This window comes from Serratia sp. PGPR-27, assembly GCF_022678525.1.
In the GTDB taxonomy this organism is placed as follows: Bacteria; Pseudomonadota; Gammaproteobacteria; order Enterobacterales; family Enterobacteriaceae; genus Serratia; species Serratia nematodiphila.
This window is the reverse complement of the sequence record NZ_JALBYS010000060.1, coordinates 1-24,007: the sequence shown is the minus strand read 5'-3', so window position 1 is coordinate 24,007 and position 24,007 is coordinate 1. Positions and strand designations below refer to the sequence as shown.

23 protein-coding genes, 1 pseudogene and 1 riboswitch are annotated in these 24,007 nt (G+C 59.8%); of the genes and pseudogenes, 13 read left to right on the top strand and 11 right to left on the bottom strand.

Going from position 1 to position 24,007, the window contains the following annotated elements; all coding sequences use genetic code 11:
* Positions 1-79 precede the first annotated feature (79 nt).
* Together MMS95_RS23010 and MMS95_RS23005 are read right to left on the bottom strand one after the other, a co-directional pair.
* Positions 80-355: an AraC family transcriptional regulator gene (locus MMS95_RS23010; RefSeq protein WP_228392581.1), complete on the bottom strand. Its 276-nt coding sequence runs from the start codon at positions 353-355 to the stop codon at positions 80-82.
* An 86-nt stretch (positions 356-441) separates the two neighbouring features.
* Positions 442-1,527, bottom strand: a complete 1,086-nt coding sequence (locus tag MMS95_RS23005; protein WP_085336898.1) for an NAD(P)-dependent alcohol dehydrogenase — start codon at positions 1,525-1,527, stop codon at positions 442-444.
* 315 nt (positions 1,528-1,842) lie between these two features.
* Between MMS95_RS23005 and MMS95_RS23000 the strand changes: the two genes are divergently transcribed.
* Positions 1,843-2,040, top strand: a complete 198-nt coding sequence (locus tag MMS95_RS23000; protein ID WP_242142343.1) for a hypothetical protein — start codon at positions 1,843-1,845, stop codon at positions 2,038-2,040.
* Between the two features lie 258 nt (positions 2,041-2,298).
* Here the strand turns inward: MMS95_RS23000 and MMS95_RS22995 are convergent, their stop codons facing one another.
* From MMS95_RS22995 to MMS95_RS22975, 5 genes are all read right to left on the bottom strand, one after another.
* Positions 2,299-3,834 (bottom strand): phospholipase D family protein, encoded by a 1,536-nt coding sequence (locus tag MMS95_RS22995; protein ID WP_242142342.1) that lies wholly within the window; start codon positions 3,832-3,834, stop codon positions 2,299-2,301.
* Between the two features lie 86 nt (positions 3,835-3,920).
* Entirely contained in the window at positions 3,921-4,712 is a 792-nt protein-coding gene (locus MMS95_RS22990; protein ID WP_156866010.1) for a helix-turn-helix transcriptional regulator, read from the bottom strand.
* 356 nt (positions 4,713-5,068) lie between these two features.
* The gene (locus tag MMS95_RS22985) at positions 5,069-5,386 is read right to left on the bottom strand and encodes a cupin domain-containing protein (protein ID WP_015377878.1); all 318 of its coding nucleotides are present in this window, start codon (positions 5,384-5,386) and stop codon (positions 5,069-5,071) included.
* 233 nt (positions 5,387-5,619) lie between these two features.
* Positions 5,620-6,537 carry a phosphotransferase gene (locus tag MMS95_RS22980; RefSeq protein ID WP_180295548.1) on the bottom strand — a complete coding sequence of 306 codons (918 nt, stop codon included), beginning with the start codon at positions 6,535-6,537 and terminating at the stop codon, positions 5,620-5,622.
* Between the two features lie 77 nt (positions 6,538-6,614).
* Positions 6,615-7,787 carry an MFS transporter gene (locus tag MMS95_RS22975; RefSeq protein ID WP_242142340.1) on the bottom strand — a complete coding sequence of 391 codons (1,173 nt, stop codon included), beginning with the start codon at positions 7,785-7,787 and terminating at the stop codon, positions 6,615-6,617.
* Between the two features lie 180 nt (positions 7,788-7,967).
* On the opposite strand from MMS95_RS22975, the gene MMS95_RS22970 reads away from it, so the two are divergent.
* Entirely contained in the window at positions 7,968-8,837 is an 870-nt protein-coding gene (locus MMS95_RS22970) for a LysR substrate-binding domain-containing protein (protein WP_033633038.1), read from the top strand.
* A gap of 36 nt (positions 8,838-8,873) precedes the next feature.
* On the opposite strand, the gene MMS95_RS22965 is transcribed toward MMS95_RS22970, so the two are convergent.
* From MMS95_RS22965 to MMS95_RS22955, 3 genes are all read right to left on the bottom strand, one after another.
* Positions 8,874-9,281, bottom strand: a complete 408-nt coding sequence (locus MMS95_RS22965; protein ID WP_049241007.1) for a DUF2000 domain-containing protein — start codon at positions 9,279-9,281, stop codon at positions 8,874-8,876.
* 53 nt (positions 9,282-9,334) lie between these two features.
* Positions 9,335-10,183 (bottom strand): AraC family transcriptional regulator, encoded by an 849-nt coding sequence (locus tag MMS95_RS22960; RefSeq protein WP_015377873.1) that lies wholly within the window; start codon positions 10,181-10,183, stop codon positions 9,335-9,337.
* 71 nt (positions 10,184-10,254) lie between these two features.
* Positions 10,255-12,135: a diguanylate cyclase gene (locus tag MMS95_RS22955; protein ID WP_082996800.1), complete on the bottom strand. Its 1,881-nt coding sequence runs from the start codon at positions 12,133-12,135 to the stop codon at positions 10,255-10,257.
* A 176-nt stretch (positions 12,136-12,311) separates the two neighbouring features.
* Positions 12,312-12,387, top strand: a riboswitch (Fluoride riboswitch).
* Positions 12,388-12,427: 40 nt separating this feature from the next.
* Here MMS95_RS22955 and MMS95_RS22950 point away from each other — a divergent pair.
* The 3 genes from MMS95_RS22950 to eno are packed head-to-tail and all read left to right on the top strand — an operon-like array spanning position 12,428 to position 15,125.
* The gene (locus MMS95_RS22950) at positions 12,428-13,393 is read left to right on the top strand and encodes a DHHA2 domain-containing protein (protein ID WP_033633041.1); all 966 of its coding nucleotides are present in this window, start codon (positions 12,428-12,430) and stop codon (positions 13,391-13,393) included.
* Between the two features lie 3 nt (positions 13,394-13,396).
* Entirely contained in the window at positions 13,397-13,825 is a 429-nt protein-coding gene (locus MMS95_RS22945; RefSeq protein WP_004937850.1) for a hypothetical protein, read from the top strand.
* A gap of 16 nt (positions 13,826-13,841) precedes the next feature.
* The gene (gene eno, locus MMS95_RS22940; protein WP_242142338.1) at positions 13,842-15,125 is read left to right on the top strand and encodes a phosphopyruvate hydratase; all 1,284 of its coding nucleotides are present in this window, start codon (positions 13,842-13,844) and stop codon (positions 15,123-15,125) included.
* On the opposite strand, the gene MMS95_RS22935 is transcribed toward eno, so the two are convergent.
* Positions 15,122-15,529: a MerR family transcriptional regulator gene (locus MMS95_RS22935; RefSeq protein WP_242142335.1), complete on the bottom strand. Its 408-nt coding sequence runs from the start codon at positions 15,527-15,529 to the stop codon at positions 15,122-15,124. The two genes, eno and MMS95_RS22935, sit on opposite strands and share 4 nt — an antisense overlap.
* A 72-nt stretch (positions 15,530-15,601) precedes the next feature.
* Here MMS95_RS22935 and MMS95_RS22930 point away from each other — a divergent pair, with 72 nt between their 5' ends.
* The 8 genes and pseudogenes from MMS95_RS22930 to MMS95_RS22895 form a co-directional block, all read left to right on the top strand.
* Positions 15,602-16,822 (top strand): NADH:flavin oxidoreductase/NADH oxidase family protein, encoded by a 1,221-nt coding sequence (locus MMS95_RS22930; protein WP_015377869.1) that lies wholly within the window; start codon positions 15,602-15,604, stop codon positions 16,820-16,822.
* A gap of 505 nt (positions 16,823-17,327) precedes the next feature.
* Positions 17,328-18,710: a diaminobutyrate--2-oxoglutarate transaminase gene (locus MMS95_RS22925; RefSeq protein ID WP_004937838.1), complete on the top strand. Its 1,383-nt coding sequence runs from the start codon at positions 17,328-17,330 to the stop codon at positions 18,708-18,710.
* 18 nt (positions 18,711-18,728) lie between these two features.
* Positions 18,729-20,198, top strand: a complete 1,470-nt coding sequence (locus MMS95_RS22920; RefSeq protein WP_031299643.1) for an aspartate aminotransferase family protein — start codon at positions 18,729-18,731, stop codon at positions 20,196-20,198.
* Between the two features lie 137 nt (positions 20,199-20,335).
* A complete protein-coding gene (locus MMS95_RS22915) occupies positions 20,336-21,259 on the top strand; it encodes a LysR family transcriptional regulator (protein WP_242142333.1) in 924 nt (307 codons plus the stop codon).
* 136 nt (positions 21,260-21,395) lie between these two features.
* Positions 21,396-22,445, top strand: coding sequence for a dipeptidase (locus tag MMS95_RS22910; RefSeq protein ID WP_015377866.1), 1,050 nt, complete (start codon positions 21,396-21,398; stop codon positions 22,443-22,445).
* A 117-nt stretch (positions 22,446-22,562) separates the two neighbouring features.
* Positions 22,563-22,640 (top strand): pyrroloquinoline quinone precursor peptide PqqA, encoded by a 78-nt coding sequence (gene pqqA / locus MMS95_RS22905; protein WP_004937827.1) that lies wholly within the window; start codon positions 22,563-22,565, stop codon positions 22,638-22,640.
* A gap of 58 nt (positions 22,641-22,698) precedes the next feature.
* Positions 22,699-23,610, top strand: coding sequence for a pyrroloquinoline quinone biosynthesis protein PqqB (pqqB, locus tag MMS95_RS22900; RefSeq protein WP_242142331.1), 912 nt, complete (start codon positions 22,699-22,701; stop codon positions 23,608-23,610).
* A gap of 9 nt (positions 23,611-23,619) precedes the next feature.
* Positions 23,620-24,007, top strand: a pseudogene (locus MMS95_RS22895) (pyrroloquinoline quinone biosynthesis protein C); the annotation flags it as partial.

The window sequence follows — 24,007 nt, the reverse complement described above, 5'->3', positions numbered from 1 at the left end:
CGACTCTTCCGTTCAGGCGCTGCAGCAGACGATCAGCCAGTAGCCTCAGGCGCGGCGGCTACGGCCGCGGCGCCCCCTTTCACGCCGGTTCACTCGCCCCGGCCGGCATTTGCCGCCGATACTGCGACGGCGACTGCGCCATCACCCGTTTGAAGGCGGTGCTGAACGCGCTTTCCGAGCCATACCCCAACGAGTAGGCGATCGACGCGACGTTTTCTTTACCGGCCCGCAGGCGATCTGCCGCCTTCAGCATACGCCAATGCGAGAGGTATTCCATGGCGGTGCTACCAACCAGCCCTTTGAAACGTTGAGCGAATAGCCGGCGATGCGGGCCAGCTCTTCCTGCGTTCCCCACGGCGTCGAGCTGATCGCCGGCCGCACGGCGACGGTCAGTCTCAAGGATAACGGGGAATAATCCGCCGCTAACCGTATCGATGGGCTTTATGGCGTGATGGCCAACTTAATCACGCCATCGCGTTTCTCCGCGAACAACGCGTAGGCCTCTGCGATATTCTCCAGCCGAAAGCGATGCGTCACGAACGGTCTGAGATCCAAACCGCCATGCTGGATGACGCTCATCATTCTGCGCATCCGCTCCTTTCCGCCCGGGCACAATGCCGTGCGAATAGTATGATCGCCTAACCCATAGGCAAGTGCACTCACCGGCAGATGGAGGTCTTCGCTATAAACGCCAAGGCTGGATAAGGTGCCGCCGGGTTTTAACACCCGCAGCGCTTGATTGAAGGTGGCTTGCGTCCCCAAACACTCGATGCTGGCGTCCACACCACGCCCCGCCGTAATCTTGAATATTTCATCAATCACATCGGTTTCCTTGTAATTCAGCAAGACGTTTGCCCCCATCTTTCCCGCCATCATCAGCTTTTCGGGAGAGCTGCTGATGGCAATAATCAGGCTGGCACCCTGCAGACGAGCGCCCGCAGTGGCGCATAAACCGATCGGCCCCTGGGCGAAGATGGCCACCGTGTCACCAATTTTAATGTTGGCATTTTCCGCGCCTTTAAAACCGGTAGACATCACATCCGGGCACATCAGCACCTGTTCATCCGTCAGACCGTCCGGTATGAGCGCCAGATTGGCTTCAGCATCAGGCACCAGTACATATTCAGCCTGGGTACCATCGATAACATTGCCGAAGCGCCAACCCGCCGTGGCTTTATATCCGTGGCAACGGCATTCCGGCAAATAGGCTCCGTCCTGGGCAGGAAATCCATCCTGGCAGGCATAGGATGTAAAAGAGGGGCAAATGGCGCCGGCCAACGCCCGCTGCCCTTCATTAAAGCCTTTAACATTGCTCCCGAGCTTTTCTATAATCCCAACCGGCTCATGACCCACGGTCAATCCGTGAGGCACGGCATATTCGCCCTTAAGAATATGAATATCGGTACCGCAGATTGTAGTCGTGGTTATTTTGAGCAAAGCATCGTTGGGGCCAGGAGAAGGAATCGGCTTTTCAATGAGTTCTATTCTCCCCCTGTCGATAAAGGCGGCGGCTTTCATCATGCGCATGGTGGAAGATCCTTTGGTTTCTGTCGAGGTAATTACAAGAAAGAATAATCGAAAAGGTTATTTTTTCTATTTTAATTTCTTGTAAAGTAATCACTTTCATCAATAATTCCAATAGCGAAGTAAAATAAGAAATATAATTAACCGAAGAATTAATCCCACCCCGACAAACTATTTACCTTCATCTTTTCGAGTAGAGCATCGCTTAAGAAAAGAATGGTTAACACCCTAGCGAAAGCCGCATAACTTCTCTTTCTAAATACCCTGCGCTAAGCGAAAATATGCGTTATCTGATTGATAGAACATGCAGGAAACGCCATGTCACGATTCACCCTCATCCCGCTGAGCCTGGCACTTGCCGGCTGCGCGCCATTGCAACCTGATGGCTGTGAAAAAGCCAGTGCGGTGAACGATTGCGTCTATGCCTGGCGTGCAGGCAGCAATGTTCCAGCGGCAAAGCAACCGCCTAACCTGGGATGCGACGGCCAAGTCTTTTATGAGCGGCCATACTATTAAAAACGTGAAGGCGAAGTGAGCGCAACGTTTGATGTTGATGATAAGGGTAAAGCCAGAAATATCGTACTAACGGGCACCCCGGAGTTCTATCGCGACACCAAAAGCGCTATCGCACGCAGCTGCTGGATACCAGGCAGCGTTAATGAAACAGCGTTGTTTACTTTTAAACTCTCTGGTGATGCTGAAGCCAACCGATAAGCGCAGGATAGGTTTCTTTGCAACAGTTGACTTAACGGGGGTCGGCGGCATTCGCCGCCCTTACAACATCCACTCGATCGGCAGCCAGCCGGCCACGGTGAGAACGATGCGTTTTACCCAGCCGGCGCCGGGTTCTTGCTGGTGCACCTCGGTGTGGCCGTCTTCGAAGGCTTCGTTCCACACCATTTTACCCTTGGGCGTCAATGTCGGCCGGTAGGCGGCATACTCGAGCGGGCCATCAAACAGTTGGCGGGTGTCGGCCGCCAGCGTCGGGCTGTCGATCAAAAAGCCCATTTCGCAGTTCAGGTGCGCCGAGCGCGGATCGAAATTGAACGAACCGATAAACACCCGCTTATCGTCGATGGCGAAGGTTTTCGCGTGCAGCGCCGCGCCGGACAGCCCCAGCGGTTTGAGTTCCTTGCGCCCCGTCGGTTGGCCGGCGCGCAATTTCAGCTCGAACAGCTCGACGCCCGCCTGCAGCAGATCTCGGCGGTATTTGGCGTAACCGGCATGGACCACCAGCACGTCGGTGGTGTTCATCGCGTTGGTCAGCACACGGATGGATTTTCCCTGTTTGGCAAGCGATTCAAAAAAGCTCGCCCCTTCCCGGCCCGGCACGAAATAGGCGGAAACCAGCTCCAATTGCTGGTTGACGCCGCCGATGATCTTGCTGAGCTGCGTCACCATCAAACGATCGCGCGACGCTTTACCCAATCCCTTCGCCGGATCGTCGGCCACCAGCTCGACCTGGGTGAATTCCGGTTGCACGGCGCCATCGCGAAAGCGCACCGCACTGGTTTCCAGCTGCACCGCCAGTTTGCGGGCCCGGTCACTGCTTTCGGTCGCGGTGGCCTGCGTCAGGAAAGCAGAAAGATTGCCTTTGCCTCGGATAATTTGCTCAACGCCAAACACCGAAGCGCTGTTCCAGTAGCGATCGAAGACCTCGGCGGTTTCCGCCACCACGTTACCGACGCTCAACACGTCGAGATCGAGGAAATAGTTTTCGTCGCCGACCTGGAAATACTCGTCGCCGATGTTGCGGCCACCGATGATCGCCACAGCGCCATCGACGATATAAGACTTGTTATGCATGCGCCGGTTCATGCGCATAAAGTCAAAGGCGTAGCCGGCCAACTTCGGCGTGCGCACGGTTGATGGGTTGAACAGACGGATCTCGACGTTTTCCTGGGCGTTCAGCGCCGCCAGGGTCTCGTCCATGGCGACGCCGTTATCGTCCAAGAGCAGCCGCACACGCACGCCGCGCTGGGCGGCGTCATACAGGGTTTTCAGCAGGATCTGCCCGGAGGTGTCGTTATGCCAGATGTAATACTGGGCGTCGATCGACCTTTCCGCCATTCGCGCCAGCGCCAGGCGGCTGGCGAATGCATCGTGGCCGCTGACCAGCGGCACCACGCCGCTCAGGCCCGGATGCGCCGCCATCAGTTCGGCGGCTCGCGCCGGCAATAGCGCGGCAGGATCCGCCGGCAACGCCGCCTGCGGTAAACGTTGGGAAATATCCGGCAAACGAAAGAGGACTCTTGCCGCAATAATGGCGATCGTCACGGCGAGAATCAGATACACGACAATTTTTATCACGGGACGCGGCCTCGGAAGTTGACTGCTTTGCTTTATACGTCATTAGGTTGCTTCAATCTATAGGAGAAGCGCGCTATGCCATAAGGCTATAGCGTAAAGCGCGAAGGCGAAACGCCAAACAGTTTTTTGAACGCCACCGAATAGGCGCTGTGACTCTCGTAACCGCTTTCGAAGGCGGCGTGGATGATTGAGTTGCCGGCCAGCAGCAGCGGAATGGACGACAGCAGCCGCAGGCGTTGTTTCCACTGGCCGAAGGTGATGCCGGTTTGTTGGCTGAAATGGCGTTGAAAGGTCTTTACGCTGATCGACAGTGAATCGGCCCAGGCCTCAATACCGCGTTCGTCGGCCGGTGTGATGACCAACTGCCGGCAAATTTCGGCCATTCTCACCTCTACCGGCCAAGGCAGATGCAGCGCCAGCTGCGGCTGCAGGCTCAGCTCCTCCAGGAACAACGCTCTGAGCAGCGCATTGCGTTTGGTCTCCGCCCCTTCAGGCGCCAGCGTCGCCAACTGGGCGATCAGTTCTCGCAACAGCGGTGAAACCTGTAATACGCCGTCGCGCAGCGGCAAACGCGCGGCGGTGATTTCATCGACCAAAATCCCGTAAACGCAGATGTTGCTCTGCATGACGATCTGATGTTCTACCCCCGGCCGCAACCAAACCGCGGTGGTGGGCGGCACGATCCAGCGACCGCTGCTCGCCTCGACAGCCATAACGCCCTGTTGCGAATAGAGCAAATGACAGCGTTTATGCGAGTGGTAAGGAATGACGAAGCCCGCCGGATAGTGTTTCACCAGCCCCGTCACCTTGAACGAGGAATTTTCGTGGCTGCTGAGGTCAATGCGTTTCGTTTCGGCGTTGTCGACTTCGAATCCCATGATCGTTTGTCCCTTTTGATAACGCGAATGTCTTTTATTTGATAGAGGGAGCGCATGATCCTCCATATAGTGACGTTCTCGCAAGCCACACCAGGGGCCTTATGCGAAGAAACTCACTATTTACACCAAAATTTCATCGTTCTGCGTAAAACGGAGGCGATGACGTTGCGCATGCGCTGCGCGATGGCGGCTCGTTGCGGGGGCGACGCGGCCGAAAGTGATGGAGAGGGAAAGCGCGGTGGCATAATCAGGAGGTGTACGCATCAATCAGCAGGTAGCTCGGCCTGGGGGACGGCTTACTGCTGAAGGGATAGGGAGAGCGCCTAGGCTCTCCTCCATCCAACGTTGTTATCTCATCAACGGGCCAACTCGGCGCCGTCCAGCTCGGAAATCGCCAGACAAATCACTTCCGTGATGGCCTGTACCGTATAAGCGGTATTGGCAGGAATGATCAACATCTCATGGGGTTGCAACGTCTGATCGTCAACCTTCAGTTCACCGCTCAGCACCATCAGTTTCACCCAGCCCGGATGAAAACGCGCCGGTTGCCGGCTGCCCGCATCCAGCTTCAGCAACGCCGTATGGCCAGGCGTCTCCCGTTTCAAAATGTGAAAGTGTACCCCATCGTAAGGCATGTTTTCGTAATGCAGTGACGCCAGTGTTCTCTTATGCATGGTAAGTGTCCTCGTGACCGGTGAGTAGCTGCTCCGCCTTCGGTCGCCGTAGAAACGATTGGCGGCTGTCCCTACCGAAAGCACAGGCTCGCAGCCTCTTGGCGAACGGATTAACTGTCGTACTTGCAGCGGCCCGATCGACCGCCGTTTCATGCCTAACCTGCCTCAGGCATGCTAATAAATATATAAGAGCCTCGCCGACGGCGCAAAAAACCGCTGCAACGTTGAGCGCATTACGGTGTTAATCCGTAGCCGGAAAGATTATCCAGCAGCTTGAACAGCGAGACGAACAGCGCCGTCTGCCGGGGATCGCGCCAGCCATCGGCAAAGTCCGCCATCAGCCACAGCACTTCGTCGAGAAACAGATGTTCCACTGCCTGATGCCAGCCCTGCAGTTCATCGGCCGTCAGCGTGACAGACTCGCCGTAACCCGCCAAGAACAGTCGCCATTCCCACACGCTGAAGACGCGGCCGGGGGCTGAAGCCAGGGTATTGTGGAACAGCAGCAGCGCCAACGCCAGGTCAAATACCCGCGGTAAAAACAGCGCGTTATCGGGATCGATCAGCACCGGCCTATCCGGCGCGACATACACCAAGTTATCGGCTTTAAAGTCATAGGGCGTCGCCACACAAGGAAGAGCCTGTTCTTTCAGCGCCATCTGCCGTTCGGCAATCTGCAGCATGCGTGCTTTGAACGCCGTGATATCGAGAGTAATCCCCTGCCCAGCCGCATGGTCGGCGATCACATCCAGATCCGCCAAGATGTCTTCTTCAGTCAGCTCGTACTCGTCATAGGTCGTCAGCCCGGCGTTATGGTTTGTCGGAGACAGCGCGTGTATTCGACCAAGCAGCCTGCCGGCCGCCACGATCTGTTCATCGCGGCCTGCATATTTCTCTCCCGAGATATAGGGATAAACCACCCACATGCTTCCCTCCATCTCTTGCGGACACACCGTCGGCACTACGATATCTACGCCCTGATAACGCAACTCGGCGAGATACGCCGCCAGCGCATGGGCTTCATCCGTCGTCGGACGGGTGCGCTTCAGCACATGTTCCCCTATCTTATAAACCGGCGCATAGGGATAAAGACTGAGCGGCGGCTGTGTGGCCTCCAACCCAAACTGAGCGGCAATCGCGGTGATATCCATCTTTTCACATTCCATTATCAATAAATCTCGCTGAGCGGTAACCTGATGTTTTCTCATTCATTAATGATGCCCGTGCCTCATTTCAAATGTTGTCGCCAAAGCAGCCATGCCGCCAGACAGGCTACCCCGCCGCCGCAGGCCAGCACGGCGTAAGACGCGCCCCAACTGTGGGTGGTATCCATCACCACGCCAAAGGATAACGGGGCGAACGAACCGATGCCGAACCCCAGCAACGATCGCCAGCCCATCACGCTGCCAAGCTGTTGCGGCGGCACGTTGTCCGCCATCGCAGCCGACAGCACCCCGGAGTCGCCGAGGATGAAGAAACTGCCGATGCTGACGAGCAGCAGCGTCCAGCCCGGCCCCCAGTTCGCCGACCATCCCATCAACAGCGAACCCAATGCGCCGGCGGCGCCCATAAACATCAGCACCGACGCGCGATTGAAATAGTCCGAAACGGTGCCGACAATCAATGTAGCCACCATGCCCGCCAGGTGGATCACCGCCGCGACGATCAATCCGGCGCTGAGCGGATCCAGAGAGAAGCCGCTCAACGCCTCGCTGACCAGGCTGGGCGCCCAGGCCCAGTTGCCGAGCAGCTCCCAGCTGTGGGCGATATACCCGATCAGCAACAGCAGGGTCGCATCGGTGATAGCATAGCTTTCACATTTCGTCTTCCTCCCCAGCGTGCGCGGTTGCGGTTCCCGATAACCGACCAGGGCCAACGATCCCGCCAGCGCTCCCAGTAACGCACCGGCGGCGCACAGAGAAAACGCCACGCCGGCGCCCCAGCGCATGGCGCTCCAACCGGCGATGAAAACCGACAGAAAATACCCCAGCGAACTGGCCGCCAGCACCATGCCGATGGCATAACCGCGCCGCGCCGGACCGTTCATCCCCATCGCCAACAGCAGCGCCGGCGTATAAGCCCCGCCCTGCGTCAAACCGACGAAGGCCATCAACACCATCGCGCCGAGATAAGAATGGGCAAATACGGCGAACAGCATCAACGCAGCGGCGCCCAGCCAGGAGAACAGCAGATAAACCCGGCGGGCGCCCAACGAATCACACCACCAGGAGGCCACCAGCAACGCCAGGGCGTTGGTCAGGCTGAACACCGTCTGCACCATGCCGGCCGAAGCGGCGTCGAGCTGCCACTCGCTCCTGATGGTCGGCAGCGCGCCGGCGAACATCATGGTGCCCAGGCAGAGGCCGGCCCGGCTTACGCAAAGCAGAAAGAAAGCTCGCATCTCAGCGCCGCCTCCCTGTCCATCGATGGGTGAGGATGACTCGACTAACACGGGCGACAGGCGGGGAAAACGTCAGCATGACACACTCACAGACAAGGGAGAATGCGCCATAATAATGAGCAAAATCAATGGCCGACAAACGATCTTTTCTCCCTCATTTGGTTGAGCTAAACTCAACCTATGAAGCGACTTTATTCCCTGCCGCACCTGCCCGCTTTCGAAGCCGCCGCCCGTCTTGGCAGCTTCAGCGCCGCTGCGGATGAGCTGTTTCTCACCACCGGCGCGGTCAGCCGCCATATTCGCAGTCTCGAAGCACAGCTGGGGATCACGCTGTTTTATCGCGCGCACAAGTCCGTGCGGCTGACGCCGGCCGGTGAGAATTTTTCGCGCACCGCGTCTCGGGTGATAAGCGAATTGTTTGCGGCGGAAAGCGCGCTGAAAGCGAGCGCCGGCCGGCAGCGGCTGGTAGTGCACAGCCTGCCGACGTTTACCATGCACTGGCTGATGCCAAAGCTGGCGGCATTCAATGAGATACATCCGGGGATCGCGGTTGATATCACCACCAGCACCGGCGCCGTCGATCGCAATACGCCGTTTGACGTGGCGATCCGGCGCGATCCCGCGCACTTCTCCGGGCTGAAGGCGATCCCTTTCCTGCAGGAAGACAGCCTGCTGGTCTGCAGCCAGAGCTATTTGCGCGCCATGCCGGTCAGTGCGCCCGCCAGGCTGGCCGGGCATACCGCCATCCGCATTCGCGCCCGGGAAGATTTATGGCACAGCTGGCTGAATACCTACCCGACGGCGCTGGACGCCTCACCGCCGCCGCTCACGCTCGACCATACCTTCGCCGCCATTCAGGCGGCCGAAGACGGCCTGGGGCTGGCCGTCGTACCTTACCTGTTCTGCGCCAAACATCTGTCGTCCGGTCGGCTGGTGTCGCCTTTCCCGGCGTTGACTATCCGAACCGGCGTTTACTCCCTGCTGTTGCGCGATCGGGACGATGAGATCGTGAGAAAATTCGCCGCCTGGCTGCAGACGTTCCAGGCCTAAGCGCCGTATTGGAAACGCACCGCGCTAACGGTATTCTCAGGCGTGGAGCGTCAGCCCTTTTATCGCCTTATCCACCGCTTTCTTCGGCCCGCGCAGCGCCAGGCCGACCAAATCCAGGTTGTCCGCGTTTTCAGCGAGAAAAACCTGCCGGTTGGCTTCATCGTGCCCGGTCGAGAACATGGCGTGCACATAGGGGATCAGCGTCAATTCCCGTTCCAGCCCTTTACGATGCGCATTTTGCAGGCCCGGCAGGTCCGCGGCGAAAATCAGCATCGGCTGCCCGGAAATGCCGCCGTAGCGCCTGCCTTCCGCATCCACGTAACATTCGCCGATAATCTCCGGGGCCGCAGCGGCGATCCCCGTCGCCAGAAAGGCCACCACGTTCAGCCGCTGCCAGGTTTGCAGATCGTCACGCACGATAAACGCTATCTTGGTATCAAACATGTTTCGCTTTACTCCGTTGTGCTCTTAAAAGCGCATCATCGGCGATGAGCGAGTCAGCGGTATAGAACGTTTGTGCACTGGCGTTGATAGGCCGCCGGCGATAAACGGTAGGCGCGCCGGAACCAGCGGCCCAAATGACTCTGGTCGGCAAAGCCTACCTGCATGGCGACCTGCGCCGGCTCTTCCCCCTGCGCCAGTAACAGTCGCGCGGCACGCAGCCTCAGCCGGATCAGGTAAGCATGCGGCGACTGGCCGAAAGCGCGGGTGAATTGGCGAGTCAGACGGAAACGATCCAGGCCGCACTGAAGCGCAAGCTCCTCCAGACTGGGATTATCCGCCATGTGCTCGTGCAAGTAGTCCCGTAAACGATTCATCTCAATCAAAGCGTCATCGCTTTGGGACGTTGGCCTGACGCGTATATGCCGCGCCAAAAGCGTCAGCAGTTGGTCCAGGCTTTGATCGCGCGCCAGCCGGCCTTCCCTCTGATGCAACGCAAAAAAAGCCTGCTGTATCGCGGTCGCCAGCATCGGATCGTCGGTCAACGTGCTGTGGAAAGCGCCCTCCAGCACTGAAGCGTCCCCCAATCCGCGGCGCTGCATCGCGTCGGAGACCCAGCGCTGCGGCAGATAAAGCATCGCATAGGTAAACCCTTCGGCCTGCGGCGCATGACCATCGTGCACCGCGCCCGGCTCGATCAGCATGGCGCGCCCCGGCCGGCTGGTATGCAGCGAGCGGTGGCAATTGAAACGCTGCAAGCCCTGCTGCGTGACGCCCACCAGCATTTCATCATGATCGTGAGGATCGTAGGCATGCCCCTGAAAGTGGGCGTTGACGCTCTCAATACCCGTTTCGTCATCGCGCCGCAGTTCGAGCCAGTCGGTATGTTGATGATTTGACGCCATGCAATAAATCCGGAGTTCTGCTCACAGGAAAAGAAAAAACAGCTTACCCTGAGACCGCCACCGTTGCACGCTCACAGCTCGCAGATGGCATAAGTGCCCTTTCCGGCCGATTTCGCCTGATACATCGCGCCGTCGGCGCGGGTCAGCAGCATCTCCTCCGTCACATCGCCGCGTGGGGAAATGGCCGCGCCGATGCTGGCGGAAAGCCGTACCTTCTGCGGCCCGATCTGCGTAATTTTGGCCAGTTGCGCCAACACGTTTTCGCAAAACTCGCTGACTTCGCGCCGCGGATCCGTCAACGGCCACAGGATCACCGTGAACTCGTCACCGGCCAGGCGCGAGACGCTGTGGTGCTCGCCGGCGCAGGCGCTGAGCAATGTGGCGAATGTCTTCAGGATCGCGTCGCCGAAGTCATGACCATAGCTGTCGTTAAGGGTTTTGAACCCGTCGAGATCGATAAACAACAGCGCCATCTGCCGCTGATGGCAACAGGCCTGCAGCGTGCCCGACAGCCGGCGCAGAAACGCGCGGCGATTGGTCAATCCGGTCAGCATGTCGTGGGTTGCGTCATATTCCAGCCGCTGCTGCAGCCGCTTCAACTCGGTAATGTCCATCGACAGAATGTAAAACCCCTGCGCTTCACACGGCACCAGCGTGGTGTGGATCATCAGCAATCCCTTCTGGGTCTGGAGCTCATTCTCGAAACTCACCATTTCGCCCGCGAGGGCCCGTTCGATCATCGGTTTTGCTATCCGATAAACGCTTTCCCCCATGAAATCGCGCACCGTCATTTCTCTGAGACTGGACTCCTCCAGCCCGAACCAGGTTTTGTAGGCGCTGTTGGCGAACAGGTAGCGTTCATTGCCGTCGATCTGGCTGATTAAGGCCGGCATGTTGTCGGTAATGGCGCGCAAACGCTCCTTCTCCGCACTGAGCTGACATTCGGCGAGCACCCGGGTTTCAATCTCTTCGTTGAGCTTCTTGACGACCACGTTCAGCTCCCGCGTGCGGATTTCGACGCGTTGTTCCAGCTCGTGTTGCAGAGCGAACAGATCGGCCTCCGCCGCCTTGCGCTCGCTGATATCGACGATAACCGAGATGAAATGGTCCGGCTTGCCGTTAGGCAGCCGGTTTAACGCCACCGTCAGCTGCACCCAGATGATCGAGCCGTCGGCGCGGAAATAACGTTTCTCCAGCGAGTAAGTGCTGATCTCGTTTCTCAGCAGTTGCTGCAGTTTTTCCAGATCGGTGTTGAGATCGAGCGGATAGGTAATGTCCTGAAAGGTGCGATCCATCAGCTCGCGCTCGGAATAGCGCAACATTTCGCAGATGCGCGGATTGACCCGCAGCCAATACCCCTGCAGCGATACCAGCGCCATCCCTACCGCCGCCTGGGCGAAGGTCTGTTCGAACAGGGCTTCCGAGCGTTGCAGATTGGACTTCAGGTTTTCGGTATAGACGTGGCGTTCAATGCTCTGCAAATACTCCTCCACCACGGCGGCGAAATCGTGCAGGTCAGCCAGTTGTTCCGGGGAAAACGGCTGCGGCTGGCTGTCGATAATGCACAGGGTGCCGAGCGGCAACCCGTCGAGCGACAGCAGTGGCTGCCCGACGTAAAAACCGATCCGCGGCCCGCCAATCACCAGCGGATTATCGAAAAAGCGCGGGTCTTTGGCGGTATCGGGCACCACCAGCGCTTCGCGTTGCAAGATAGCATGGCCGCAAAACGAGATATTGCGCGGCGTTTCCCGGGCATCCAGACCGTAACGCGATAAAAACCATTGGCGATCCCGGTCGATCAGCGACACCAGCGCGATGGTCACGCCGAAGTATTTCGCCGCCAGCCGCGTGATGCGATCCAGTTTTTCCACCGAGTTTGAATCCAGCACGTTCAGCGAATGCAATACCGACAGGCGTTCGGCTTCGTTTTCGGGGAAGCAGGGTTCGAGCATGTTGTCTCCCATTGTGTCACCGACGGACCCGGCATAGCCGGCGTGAGTCCGTTCAGCGTTTCCGTCGGTTAGCGGCAAATATCCTTGTCCATCATAGACTCACTCAGTATCAATCCGATTGCGCATTCTCGCCAGCTTTGCCGGGCGTTGCGTTTGTCACCGCGCTGCGCTACAGTCGTTCACAAGGTGATGGTGTTCCACCTTTCCCAACCGCCGCGTTCGCTCGAACCGGATGATGACGCCTGATATACAACTTCGCTTTATTTTTTAGGCAGGTATGTCAGGAGTCGCTATGAATGAAATCTCACGTTTTACCCCTTTTCTGCCCCAGCCTGATCTCACCGTTCGGGAAATGCCGCTGTACGTTTTCGGCCATAAAAATCCCGACAGCGACAGCATCTGCAGCGCGCTGGTGGTCGCGGACTGGCTCAATCACCTCGGCAAACCGGCCGTCGCTTTCCGCCTTGGCGAACTGACGCCGGAAACCCGCTACATACTGGCCGCCGCCGGCGTACAAGCGCCTCCGCTGCTGAAAGGCGATCTCCGTGACCGTAAAGTCTGGCTGGTCGATTTTACCGACGTCGAACAAGGGCCGGCCTCATTGCCCGACAGCGATGTGGTCGGCGTTATCGACCATCACCGGCTGGGCACATTAATCACTCGCAATCCGCCCGATGTCTGGGTTCGCGCCGTCGGCTGTTGCGCCACCGTGATCCTGCAGATCCTGGCGGCGGAAAGGCCGATGCCGCTTTCTTCCGCCCAGGCCACGCTGCTGCTGGGCGCCATTTTGAGCGATACCGTCGCGCTCAGCGCCCCGACCACCACCGAGCAGGATCGGTTGGCCGCCGAACGGTTACGCGCAATTTCTCATGTCGACTATGACGCCTTCACCGCCGGGCTGCTCGCCGCCAAAACCGATCTCTCGGGGCAATCCGCCGCGCAGTTGCTGCACCGCGACGCCAAGAATTACCGCATCCATAGCGTCTCGCTGCTGCTGTCGCAGATAGAAGTGCGGACCATGAGCGACATCGATCCGCTGTTGCCCGCACTGCAACAGGCGCTTGAACACACGAAGCAGGAAGCCGGGCTGGAGATGGCCGCGCTATTGGTCACCGATATCACCTGCCGTCGCTCCACCCTGTATTTCTCGCCGAACCGGGTGCTCGACATTCGTCAGGTGTCTCTGCCCGGCATGACGAGCCGGAAAAAAGAGGTTTTACCGTGGTTAACCCGCCAGATCGCCAACGCAGGGAGATAAGTCATGCCGCTCTACCAACATGCTTTACTGCTGGTGCAGGATGAACGCGACGGCCGGCTGCTGTTGCATCATGCCGAACGCCTCAATCAGCAGATGAATACGCGCATTACCGTGGCGCACATCAGTGCCGACTATGCCGAGCTGGACTACCTCAGCGATTCGCTGACCAAAGATCGCCAGTCCAGCGAGGTGATCGCCGCCAAGGCCATGCTCAGCCGTCTGGTGGAGGACTGCTCAATCCCCCTGGAGGTGCGCGCAATTGTCAGTATCCATCGCTTCAAAGACGTCGAAGCCCTGATTGCCCGCGAAGGCGTCGATCTGTTGCTGTTAGGCCATCAGAACCGTCCGTTCGGCGTCTTTTCCTCCTTCGGCTTCGAGTTCATTAACCATTTGTCCATCGACGTGCTGATAAAGCATGTGCCAACTCCCTAGAATGAGGTGACTACCCATGAGCTATGAGATTGAAAACGTAACCGCCAGAGAAATCCTGGATTCGCGCGGCAACCCGACCGTCGAAGTCGAAATGAGCGCGGCGGGCGTCGTGGCCCGGGCTTCGGTCCCCTCCGGCGCCAGCACCGGGTCGCGCGAGGCGGTGGAGCACCGCGACGGCGATCCGCACCGTTTCGGCGGCAAAGGCGTATTGGAGGCGGTGCACAGCGTCAAAACGGCGATCAATGAGGCGCTGCGCGGGGTGGATGTGCGCCAACAACAGGAGATTGACCGCCGGCTGATCGCGCTGGACGGCAGCGAGAACAAGAGTCGATTGGGGGCCAACGCCCTGCTCGGCGTTTCTCTGGCCGCCGCCCGCCTCGCGGCGCAATTGTCTCAGTTGCCGCTGTATCGTTATCTGGGCGGCATCGGCGCCAACCTGCTGCCGGTGCCCTGCATGAATATCATCAACGGCGGCGTGCACGCCCGTTGGCAAGGGGCGGACTTTCAGGAGTTTATGATAGCCCCTCTGGGCGCGCCGTCGCTGCGCGAGGCCGTGCGCTGGGGCAGTGAAGTCTATCAGGCGCTGCGCCAAATCCTGTTGGAACAAGGCCTGTCGGTCGGCGTCGGCGACGAAGGCGGTTTCGCGCCGGCGGTCGCCTCAAACCGCCAGCCGCTGGAGCTGATCGTGCAGGCGATAGAGAAAGCCGGCTACCGACCGGGAGAAGATATCGCTATCTGCATGGATCCGGCCTCGAGTGAATTCTACGCCGACGGCAAATACCGCCTGCGCAGCGAGAACCTCGAGTTGGACGCAACCCAGATGACGGCCTATTACCAGCGGCTGGTACAGGATTTCCCCATTGTGCTGATTGAAGATGGCTTGGCTGAGGACGACTGGGCCGGCTGGCGTATTCTGAGCGACGCCCTGGGCGACCAGGTGGAGCTGGTCGGCGACGATCTGTTCGTCACCAACGTGAAATACATCCAGCGCGGGATTGATGAACGGTTGGCTAATGCCGCGCTGATCAAGCTGAACCAGATCGGCACGCTGAGCGAAACCTTCGCCGCCGTGCAGCTTTGCCAGGCAAACGGCTGGGGCGCCTTTATCTCGCACCGCAGCGGCGAAACCGTCGACAGCGTTATCGCCGATATGACGGTTGCGATGCGAGCCGGCCATGTGAAAACCGGCGCGCCGTGCCGCGGTGAGCGCATCGAAAAATACAATCAGCTGATGCGCATTGAGGACCAATTGGGCACCGCGGCGGTATATGCCGGGCGCTCCGCCTTTAAACGCCGCTAATCTGTGCAGGCCGGCCACGCACCGGCCAACTTTTCATTTTTGACCTGGCATAACCCCGCCACGCCGGATCCCAGCAAGGTAAGTCGGGTCGCCAGCAATGCTTCTCGCTGCTCATTCAGCGTGACCAACATCCGCTCGATTTCCGCCAGACGGATCTCGACGCCCTGTATCAACCCATCCTCATAAGCGCTGCCCTGCAGCGCCAGCACGCGTTGGATCGCCTGCAGCGAAAAGCCCAGATTCTGGCCAATTTGGATCAGATGCAGCCGTTCCAGCGCGCTTTCGCTATACACCCGATAACCGTTGACGCCGCGCACCGCTTTGGGCAGCAGCCCCTGCTGCTCGTAGTAGCGTATCGCCGAGGCGGCCACGCCGGCCCGTTCCGCCAATTCTCCGATCTTCATGCCCTATTGACCTTAAAGTTAACTTTAAACCTAGTATAGCGCCATTCCCCCTGCGACAGGAGCGCAAACCCGATGTTTACCCCACTGACACTGCCCAACGGCAGCCGCCTGACCAACCGTTTGGCCAAAGCCGCGTTGGAAGAAAATTTGGCCGATGAAGGCCAACTGCCCGGCCCCGCGCTATGGCGCTTGTATCGCCACTGGGGTATCGGCGGCGCCGGTCTTATCATCACCGGTAACGTGATGATCGACGGCCGCGCCATGACCGGACCCGGCGGCGTGGTGCTGGAACAGGATACGCCGCTCGCCTCGTTCGAAACCTGGGCCAAGGCCGCGCGCCAGGAAGGCGCGCAGGTTTGGATGCAGCTCAGCCACCCGGGCCGCCAGGTAATGGCCGACATGGGCGGCAACGCCTGGGCTCCCTCCGCCATTCCGATGGCCATGGGTAAGTACAGTAAAGCGTTCGCGCAGCCGGAAGCCATGAGCGAAGCGCAGATTGCCGAGGTGATCGCCCGCTTTGCCGCCAGCGCGCACGCCGCCGAACGGGCCGGGTTTACCGGCGTGCAGATCCACGCGGCGCATGGCTACCTGATCTCTCAGTTTTTGTCGCCGTTGGCCAACCAGCGCAGCGATCGTTGGGGGGGCGAGCTGGCAAATCGCGCCCGCCTGCTGCTGGAGGTGGTGCGCGCGGTGCGCAAGCGGGTCTCGCCAGGTTTTTGCGTGGCGGTAAAGCTCAATTCCGCCGATTTTCAGCGCGGCGGCTTTTCGCCGGACGAAGCCCGGCAGGTGTTGCTGATGCTCAACGAACTGCCGGTCGATCTGGTGGAGTTATCGGGCGGGAGCTATGAAAGCCCGGCGATGCAGGGCGAAACGGCAGACGACAGTACCCTGGCGCGTGAAGCTTATTTTCTGACCTTCGCCCGCGATCTCGCCGCAGTAGCCCGCATGCCGGTGATGACCACCGGCGGCATCACCCGCCCGACGGTGGCGCAACGGGTGCTGAACAGCGGCGTCGCGGTGGTCGGCATCGCCACCGCCATGGCGGAAATTCCCGATCTGCCGCGCCGTTGGCAAACCGGCGAAGCCCCTCATGCGCTGCCCGCGCCGGTAAAATGGCGCGACAAAACGCTGACGCTGCTCGCCCGCATGGCGCTGATCAAGCGCCGCATGCACGCTCTGAGCCGCAATCGGACGCGCAACGTGCGTTACTCCCCGCTGTGGTCGCTGCTCATCGATCGGTGGCGCACCCGCCGCACTCTGCGGCGCTATCATGCCTGGTTACGGCAACGTTAATGACCGCGGCGCCGGCAGACATGCCGGCACCGCACAAAAATCCCGCTGTTTTGATCGCGCTACGTAAAATCTGCAAGAAATCACCACTCTGGATACTGCGCTTTTAACGCTCGACCGCTTATATTCATCACAAATTTTGTGTATATAACCGCTATAGGACTTAAGGTGGTGAATAGATGAAAATAAGCCGCTATTTTCTATTTATGTTATTAATCGGAAATTCACCTTAATAATAAATGCATTAAAGAAGCAGCCAAAGGAAAGCAGAAAAGGATTTTTACGCAATGTTAAAGAAATGTTGTTTTCTGCCGGCAAAACCAACGGTCAACAAATCAACAACATATTGATGAGCCTAAGAAAAAACTAAACAATTCAAAACAAAATCGGCTATTGAGTCCCAGGCGAAAAAGCCATATATTGGTCGCGCTTTTCACAAGGCAGTTACTTTTCTAATTCATTAATTCAATCGTTGCGTCTTGAGACCTTCGGTTGTAGGAGAGATATGATGACGGATAAAGTCCGTATTGATACTTTAGTTGCAAACTCATTAAACGGAAACAATGAAACCTATTTGGCGCGTCAAGCCGAATTTGAGTCGAATGTTAGGAGTTATCCGCGCAAATTGCCGTTGGCAATTGCGAAAGCCCAGGGCGTTTGGATCACTGATGTTGAGAATAATCAATATCTTGATTGCCTGGCCGGGGCGGGAACGTTGGCTCTTGGACATAATCACCCCGACGTCCTGCAAAGCATCCAAAATGTCATTACCAGCGGCTTGCCGTTACATACTCTCGATCTCACGACCCCGTTGAAAGATCGTTTCTCCGATTACCTGCTCTCTCTGTTGCCTGGCGAAGGCAAAGAGTATTGCCTGCAGTTCTGCGGCCCGTCCGGCGCCGATGCGGTGGAAGCCGCGCTGAAGCTGGCGAAAAAGCACACCGGCCGTTCCGGCGTGATCAGCTTCTCCGGCGGCTACCACGGCATGACCCACGGCGCGCTGTCGGTCACCGGCAACCTGTCGCCGAAGGCGGCGATCAACGGCATGATGCCGGAAGTGCAGTTCATGCCTTATCCGCATGAATACCGCTGCCCGCTGGGCATCGGCGGTGAAGCCGGCGTCAAGGCGCTGACCTACTACTTCGACAACCTGATCAACGACGTGGAAAGCGGCGTGCGTAAACCGGCTGCGGTGATCCTGGAAGCCGTTCAGGGCGAAGGCGGGGTTAACCCGGCGCCGGCCGAGTGGCTGCAGCGCATCCGCAAAGTGACCCAGGAACACGGCATTCTGCTGATCATCGACGAAGTTCAGGCCGGTTTCGCCCGTACGGGCAAGCTGTTCGCCTTCGAACACGCGGGCATCGAGCCGGACATCATCGTGATGTCGAAAGCGGTCGGCGGCGGCTTGCCGCTCGCGGTGCTGGGCATCAAAAAAGAGTTCGACGCCTGGGAACCGGGCCACCACACCGGCACCTTCCGCGGCAACCAGCTGGCGATGGCCACCGGCCTGACCACCCTGCAGTACCTGAAAGAGCATAAGGTCGCTGACAAAGTGGCCGCTCAGGGCGAGTGGCTGAAAGGCAAGCTGGCCGAGCTGCAGAAACGTTATCCGGTGATCGGCCACGTCCGCGGTCTGGGCCTGATGATCGGCATCGAGATCGTCAAGCCGAACGAAGCGCAGGATCACATGGGCTGCTACCCGGCCGATGGCGAGCTGTCCGCGCTGCTGCAGAAGAAATGCTTCGAATCCGGTCTGATCCTGGAGCGCGGTGGGCGCAACGGCTGCGTGCTGCGTCTGCTGCCTTCGCTGCTGATCACCAACGATGAGCTGGGTATTTTCCTGGATAAATTTGAGCAGGCGCTGTTGGCCGCCGGCGTCAAGCCAGTCTGAGTGGAGCGAATAACCGCGATGTCCAAGTTAAACCCGATTCTGGCTTCCTCGGCGCACAGCGCCGAGGCTTACCGCCAGGCGATCGCACAGAGCAGTGAAGCCGTCGTGCAGTGGCTGCAACAGCCCGAGATGTATCAGGGCAAAAGCGTTGCCGAACTGCGCGAGCGCATCCAGCTCGACTTCACCCCGCAAGGCCTGGGCAACCAGGCGGCGATCGAGCGCGCCATCGAGTACTTTTTGAAAGACAGCCTGTCGGTGCACCACCCGCAATGCGTGGCGCACCTGCACTGCCCGAGCCTGGTGATTAGCCAGGCCGCCGAAGTGCTGATCAACGCCACCAACCAAAGTATGGACTCCTGGGATCAGAGCCCGTCGGCCACGCTGATCGAAATGAAATTGATCGAGTGGCTGCGCGCCCAGGTCGGTTACCAGCCCGGCGACGCCGGGGTGTTCACCAGCGGCGGCACCCAGAGCAACCTGATGGGGCTGATGCTGGCGCGCGATGCGTTCTTCGCGCGTCAGGGCCACTCCGTGCAGCAGGACGGTCTGGTGGGCGATCTGCGCAAGCTGAAAGTGTTCTGTTCTGAAAACGCCCACTTCTCGGTGCAGAAGAACATGGCGCTGATGGGCCTCGGCTACCAGTCCGTCACCCTGGTGAAAACCGATCGCTTCGCCCGCATGGACGTGAACGATCTGGCGGACAAACTGGCGCAGGCGAAGGCCAACGGCGAGCAGGTGATGGCGATCGTCGCCACCGCCGGCACCACCGACGCCGGCGCGATCGACCCGCTGCGCGATATCGCGCGGCTGGCGGCGGAGCAGAAAATTTGGGTGCACGTGGATGCGGCCTGGGGCGGCGCGCTGCTGCTCTCCGAGCAGTACCGCGACTACCTGGACGGCCTGGAGTTGGTGGACTCCATCACCCTGGACTTCCACAAGCAGTTCTTCCAGACCATCAGCTGCGGCGCCTTCCTGCTGAAAGACGCGCGCCATTATGAGCTGATGCGCTATCAGGCGGCCTACCTGAACTCCGAGTTCGACGAGGCGCAAGGCGTGCCGAACCTGGTCTCCAAATCGCTGCAGACCACCCGCCGCTTCGATGCGTTGAAGCTGTGGATGGGGCTGGAAGCGCTGGGGCAGAAGCAATACGCCGAGATCATCGATCACGGCGTCACGCTGGCGCAACAGGTGGCGCGTTACATCGCCGACCAGGAATCGCTGGAACTGGTGATGCAGCCGCAGCTGGCCAGCGTGCTGTTCCGTTACCGTCCGGCGCAGCTGGCGGCGAAAGGCGACGCGGCCGTCGCCCTGTTCAACCAGCGCATCGGCGACGCCTTGCTGGAATCGGGCCGCGCCAACGTCGGCGTGACCGAGTTCGATGGCGTGACCTGCCTGAAGATGACGCTGCTGAACCCGATCGTGACGCTGGAAGACATCAAGCTGTTGCTGGCGCTGGTCGAGAAAACCGCACAGCAGCTGCCGGCGTAACGTCGTCCCCCTGCCTGTAAAGCCGATAACGTTTGTTATCGGCTTTTTTATTGCTCATCAATCGCAGGAGACGCAGCGCTTACGCTGATATACTGCAGCAAACGCCTTCCCTATTTCCAGCGCCACAGGATAAACGCATGACCGACCCGGATTTCAACCTGCTGATCGCGCTCGACGCGCTGCTGACGGCGGGCAGCGTTGCCGGCGCGGCGCGCCGTCTCGGTTTAAGCCCCTCGGCGATGAGCCGTACCCTCAGCCGACTGCGCGCGGCCACCGGCGATCCGCTGTTGGTGCGCGCCGGCCGTCATATGGTGCTGACGCCCTATGCCGAAACGCTGTGCGAGCGGGCGCGGCACGCGACGTTCGAAGCGCGCGCTGTGTTGCGCCCGGCGCAGGGAGCATTGGATCCCGCCGCGCTGGATCGTACCTTCACGCTGCGCGCCAACGACGGCTTCGTCGAGGCCTTCGGCCCGACGCTGATCGCCGCCGCTGCCGAACAGGCGCCGCGGGTACGGTTGCGCTTTGCGCCCAAGCCGGAGAAAAGCGACCGCCCCCTGCGTGAAGGGCTGGTCGATCTGGAGATCGGCGTGCTGGGTGACATGGGCCCGGAAATCCGCCTGCAGGCGCTGTTCCGCGATCGCTTCGTCGGCGTGATGAGAACCGCACATCCGCTGGCGCAGCAGCGCGAGATCGGCGCCGCCGACTACGCCGCCTGCGGCCACGTGGTGGCCTCGCGCAGCGGGCGCATCCTCGGGCCGGTAGACGCCGCGCTGGCGGAGCTGGGGCTGGCACGCCATATCGCCGCCGTGGTGCCGAGCTTTCCGGCCGCGCTGGCGGTGGCGCAAGCCTCGAACCTGTTGGCGTTGCTGCCCGCCTCTTTCCTGCAGGCTCAACCTGCCGATGGCACGCTGCGCGTCTTCGAGCTGCCGGTAAGAACGCCGCCCATCACCGTCTCGCAAATGTGGCATCCGCGTCTGGACGCCGAGACGGATCACCGCTGGCTGCGGCAGCTACTGCTGACGGTCTGCCGCCAACGCGTGCAGGAACCGCTTTGCGAATAGTGACAATGTCACTAAGTTTTGCCCTGCTGATGTCGAGTGATCCAGACGACGGCAAAACCCCCATAGCCTGAGGGTTGTTCCCCCTCGCGCGATGGGAGAACATAGCATTCACGATGCCTGACTCAGTGAAATGCCCATGACGCTTCCCCCTCTCTGGCCGGTGTTCGACGGCCATAACGATCTGCTGCTCAACCTGTGGCTACAGCATGACGACGATCCGGTCGCCGCCTTTTATTCCCGCGTCACGCCGGGCCACCTCGATTTCTCCCGCATGCAGCGCGGCGGATTCTGCGGCGGGCTGTTCGCGGTATTTATTCCCCCGGTCAGCTATATCGCCCAGATGCGTAATCAAACGCCGGAGGAGGCGCAGGCCGCCTTCGATCCGCTGGCGATCGCCGAACGGCAGATCGCTATCCTTTATCAGCTGGAACAGGCTTCCCAGGGGCGGCTGCGCATCTGCCGCACCGCAGCCGAGATAGAACAGTGCCGCCTCAACCGGCAAATGGCCGCGGTGCTGCATATCGAAGGCGCCGGCATGATCGATGCGGAGCTGACGCAGTTGGAGGCCTTCTACCGGCTGGGCGTGCGCAGCATCGGGCCATTCTGGAATCTGCCGAACGCCTTCGGCACCGGCGTCAGCGGGCCGTTCCCCGGCTCCCCCGATACCGGCCCCGGCCTGACGCCGGCCGGCGAGGCGCTGATCCGCGCCTGCAACCAGCGCCGCATCATGATCGACGTCTCGCACATGAACGAGAAAACCTTCTGGCAAACCGCCGCGCTGAGCCGAGCACCGCTGGTCGCCACCCACTCCAACGTCCACGCCCTCTGCCCGCAGCCGCGCAACCTGACCGACGCACAGCTGGAGGCCATCTCCCAGAGCGGCGGGATAGTCGGCGTCAATTTCGGCACCGCCTTCCTGCGCGCTGACGGTAAACGTGACAGTGCAACGACCGACCTAACAGAAATTGTTAAACACGTTGAGTATTTGATCGCTAAACTTGGTGAAGATCGCGTGGGATTTGGCTCTGATTTTGACGGGGTCAACGTACCGCAACCGTTGGAGGACGCCGCCGGCCTGCCGCGCCTGACGCAAGCGCTGGCGCAGGCCGGGTTCGATAACCGGCTGCTGGAGAAGCTGACCTGGCGCAACTGGCTGAACGCGCTCGCCGCCACCTGGGGTGAATAACCCGGTTACGCTTTAAAGGTTGCGATCTTCGTCACATTTCGCCAACATTGGGCCGGCCTAATGCGAAAATTTCTCATTGGGCTCGAACTATCACGATGCATGTAAAGGAGCACCGCTATGACTACCTGGACTAAACCTGAGTTTGTTGACCTGCGTCTGGGGCTGGAAGTGACGCTGTACATTTCCAACCGTTAATCGCCCGTCTGCCCGCCTTTCGCGCGGGCATTTCTTTCCTTCTTTTTCTGGTTCAGACATGCAGATAAAAGTTCTCGGCTCGGCAGCGGGCGGCGGCTTTCCCCAGTGGAATTGCAACTGCGACAACTGCCGGGGCGTTCGCAGCCACAGCATCAGCGCCACGCGCCGCACGCAGTCTTCCATCGCCGTCAGCGACGACGGTAAAAACTGGGTACTGTGCAACGTTTCACCGGATATTTGCCATCAGCTGCTGGCCTCGCCCGAATTGAACAATCCCGACGTGCTGCGCGGCACCGGCATCGGCGCGATCGTGCTGACCGACAGCCAGATCGATCACTGCGCGGGCTTGCTCAATTTGCGTGAGGGCTGCCCGCACCACGTCTGGTGCACCCCTGAAGTGCATGACGATCTCAGCACCGGCTTCCCGCTGTTTCCCATGCTCTCCCACTGGAACGGCGGGTTGATTCACCACCCGGTAACGCCCGGTGAACCTTTTCACACGGCGGTCTGCCCAAACGTGCGCTTCACCGCCATTCCATTGCTCAGCAACGCGCCCCCCTATTCGCCGTACCGCGATCGCCCGCTGCCGGGCCACAATGTGGCGCTGTTCATCGAAGATACCGCGCGCGGGGTCGGCCTGCTGTATGCGCCGGGCCTCGGTGAACCGGACGAAGCGCTGATGCCCTGGCTGCGCCGCGCCGACTGCCTGCTGATCGACGGCACGCTGTGGCGCGACAATGAGCTGGCCAACGCCGGCGTGGGGCGCAACACCGGCAAGGACATGGGGCACCTGGCGCTGGCGGAAGAGCACGGGCTGGCGGCCCTGCTCAGCGCCTTGCCCGCCAAACGCAAGATCCTGATCCACATTAACAATACCAACCCGATCCTCAATGAAGACTCCGCGGAACGGCAGAGCCTGACCGCCGCCGGCATCGAAGTGAGCTGGGACGGCATGAACATCGAACTGTAGGGAATCGCCATGACGCAACCACGCCCCCTGACGCCGCAGGCATTTGAAGCGGCGCTGCGCGCCAAAGGCGCTTATTACCACATCCACCACCCGTATCACATCGCGATGCACAACGGCGAAGCGACGCGTGAGCAGATCCAGGGCTGGGTGGCCAACCGCTTCTACTACCAGACCAGCATTCCGATCAAGGATGCGGCGATCATGGCCAACTGCCCGCAGCCGGACACCCGCCGTAAATGGGTGCAGCGCATTCTGGATCACGACGGCTACGGCGGCAGCGAAGGCGGCATCGAGGCCTGGCTGCGCCTCGGCGAGGCCGTCGGCCTGCAGCGCGACGCCCTGCTTTCTGAACAGCTGGTGCTGCCCGGCGTGCGCTTTGCGGTGGACGCCTACGTCA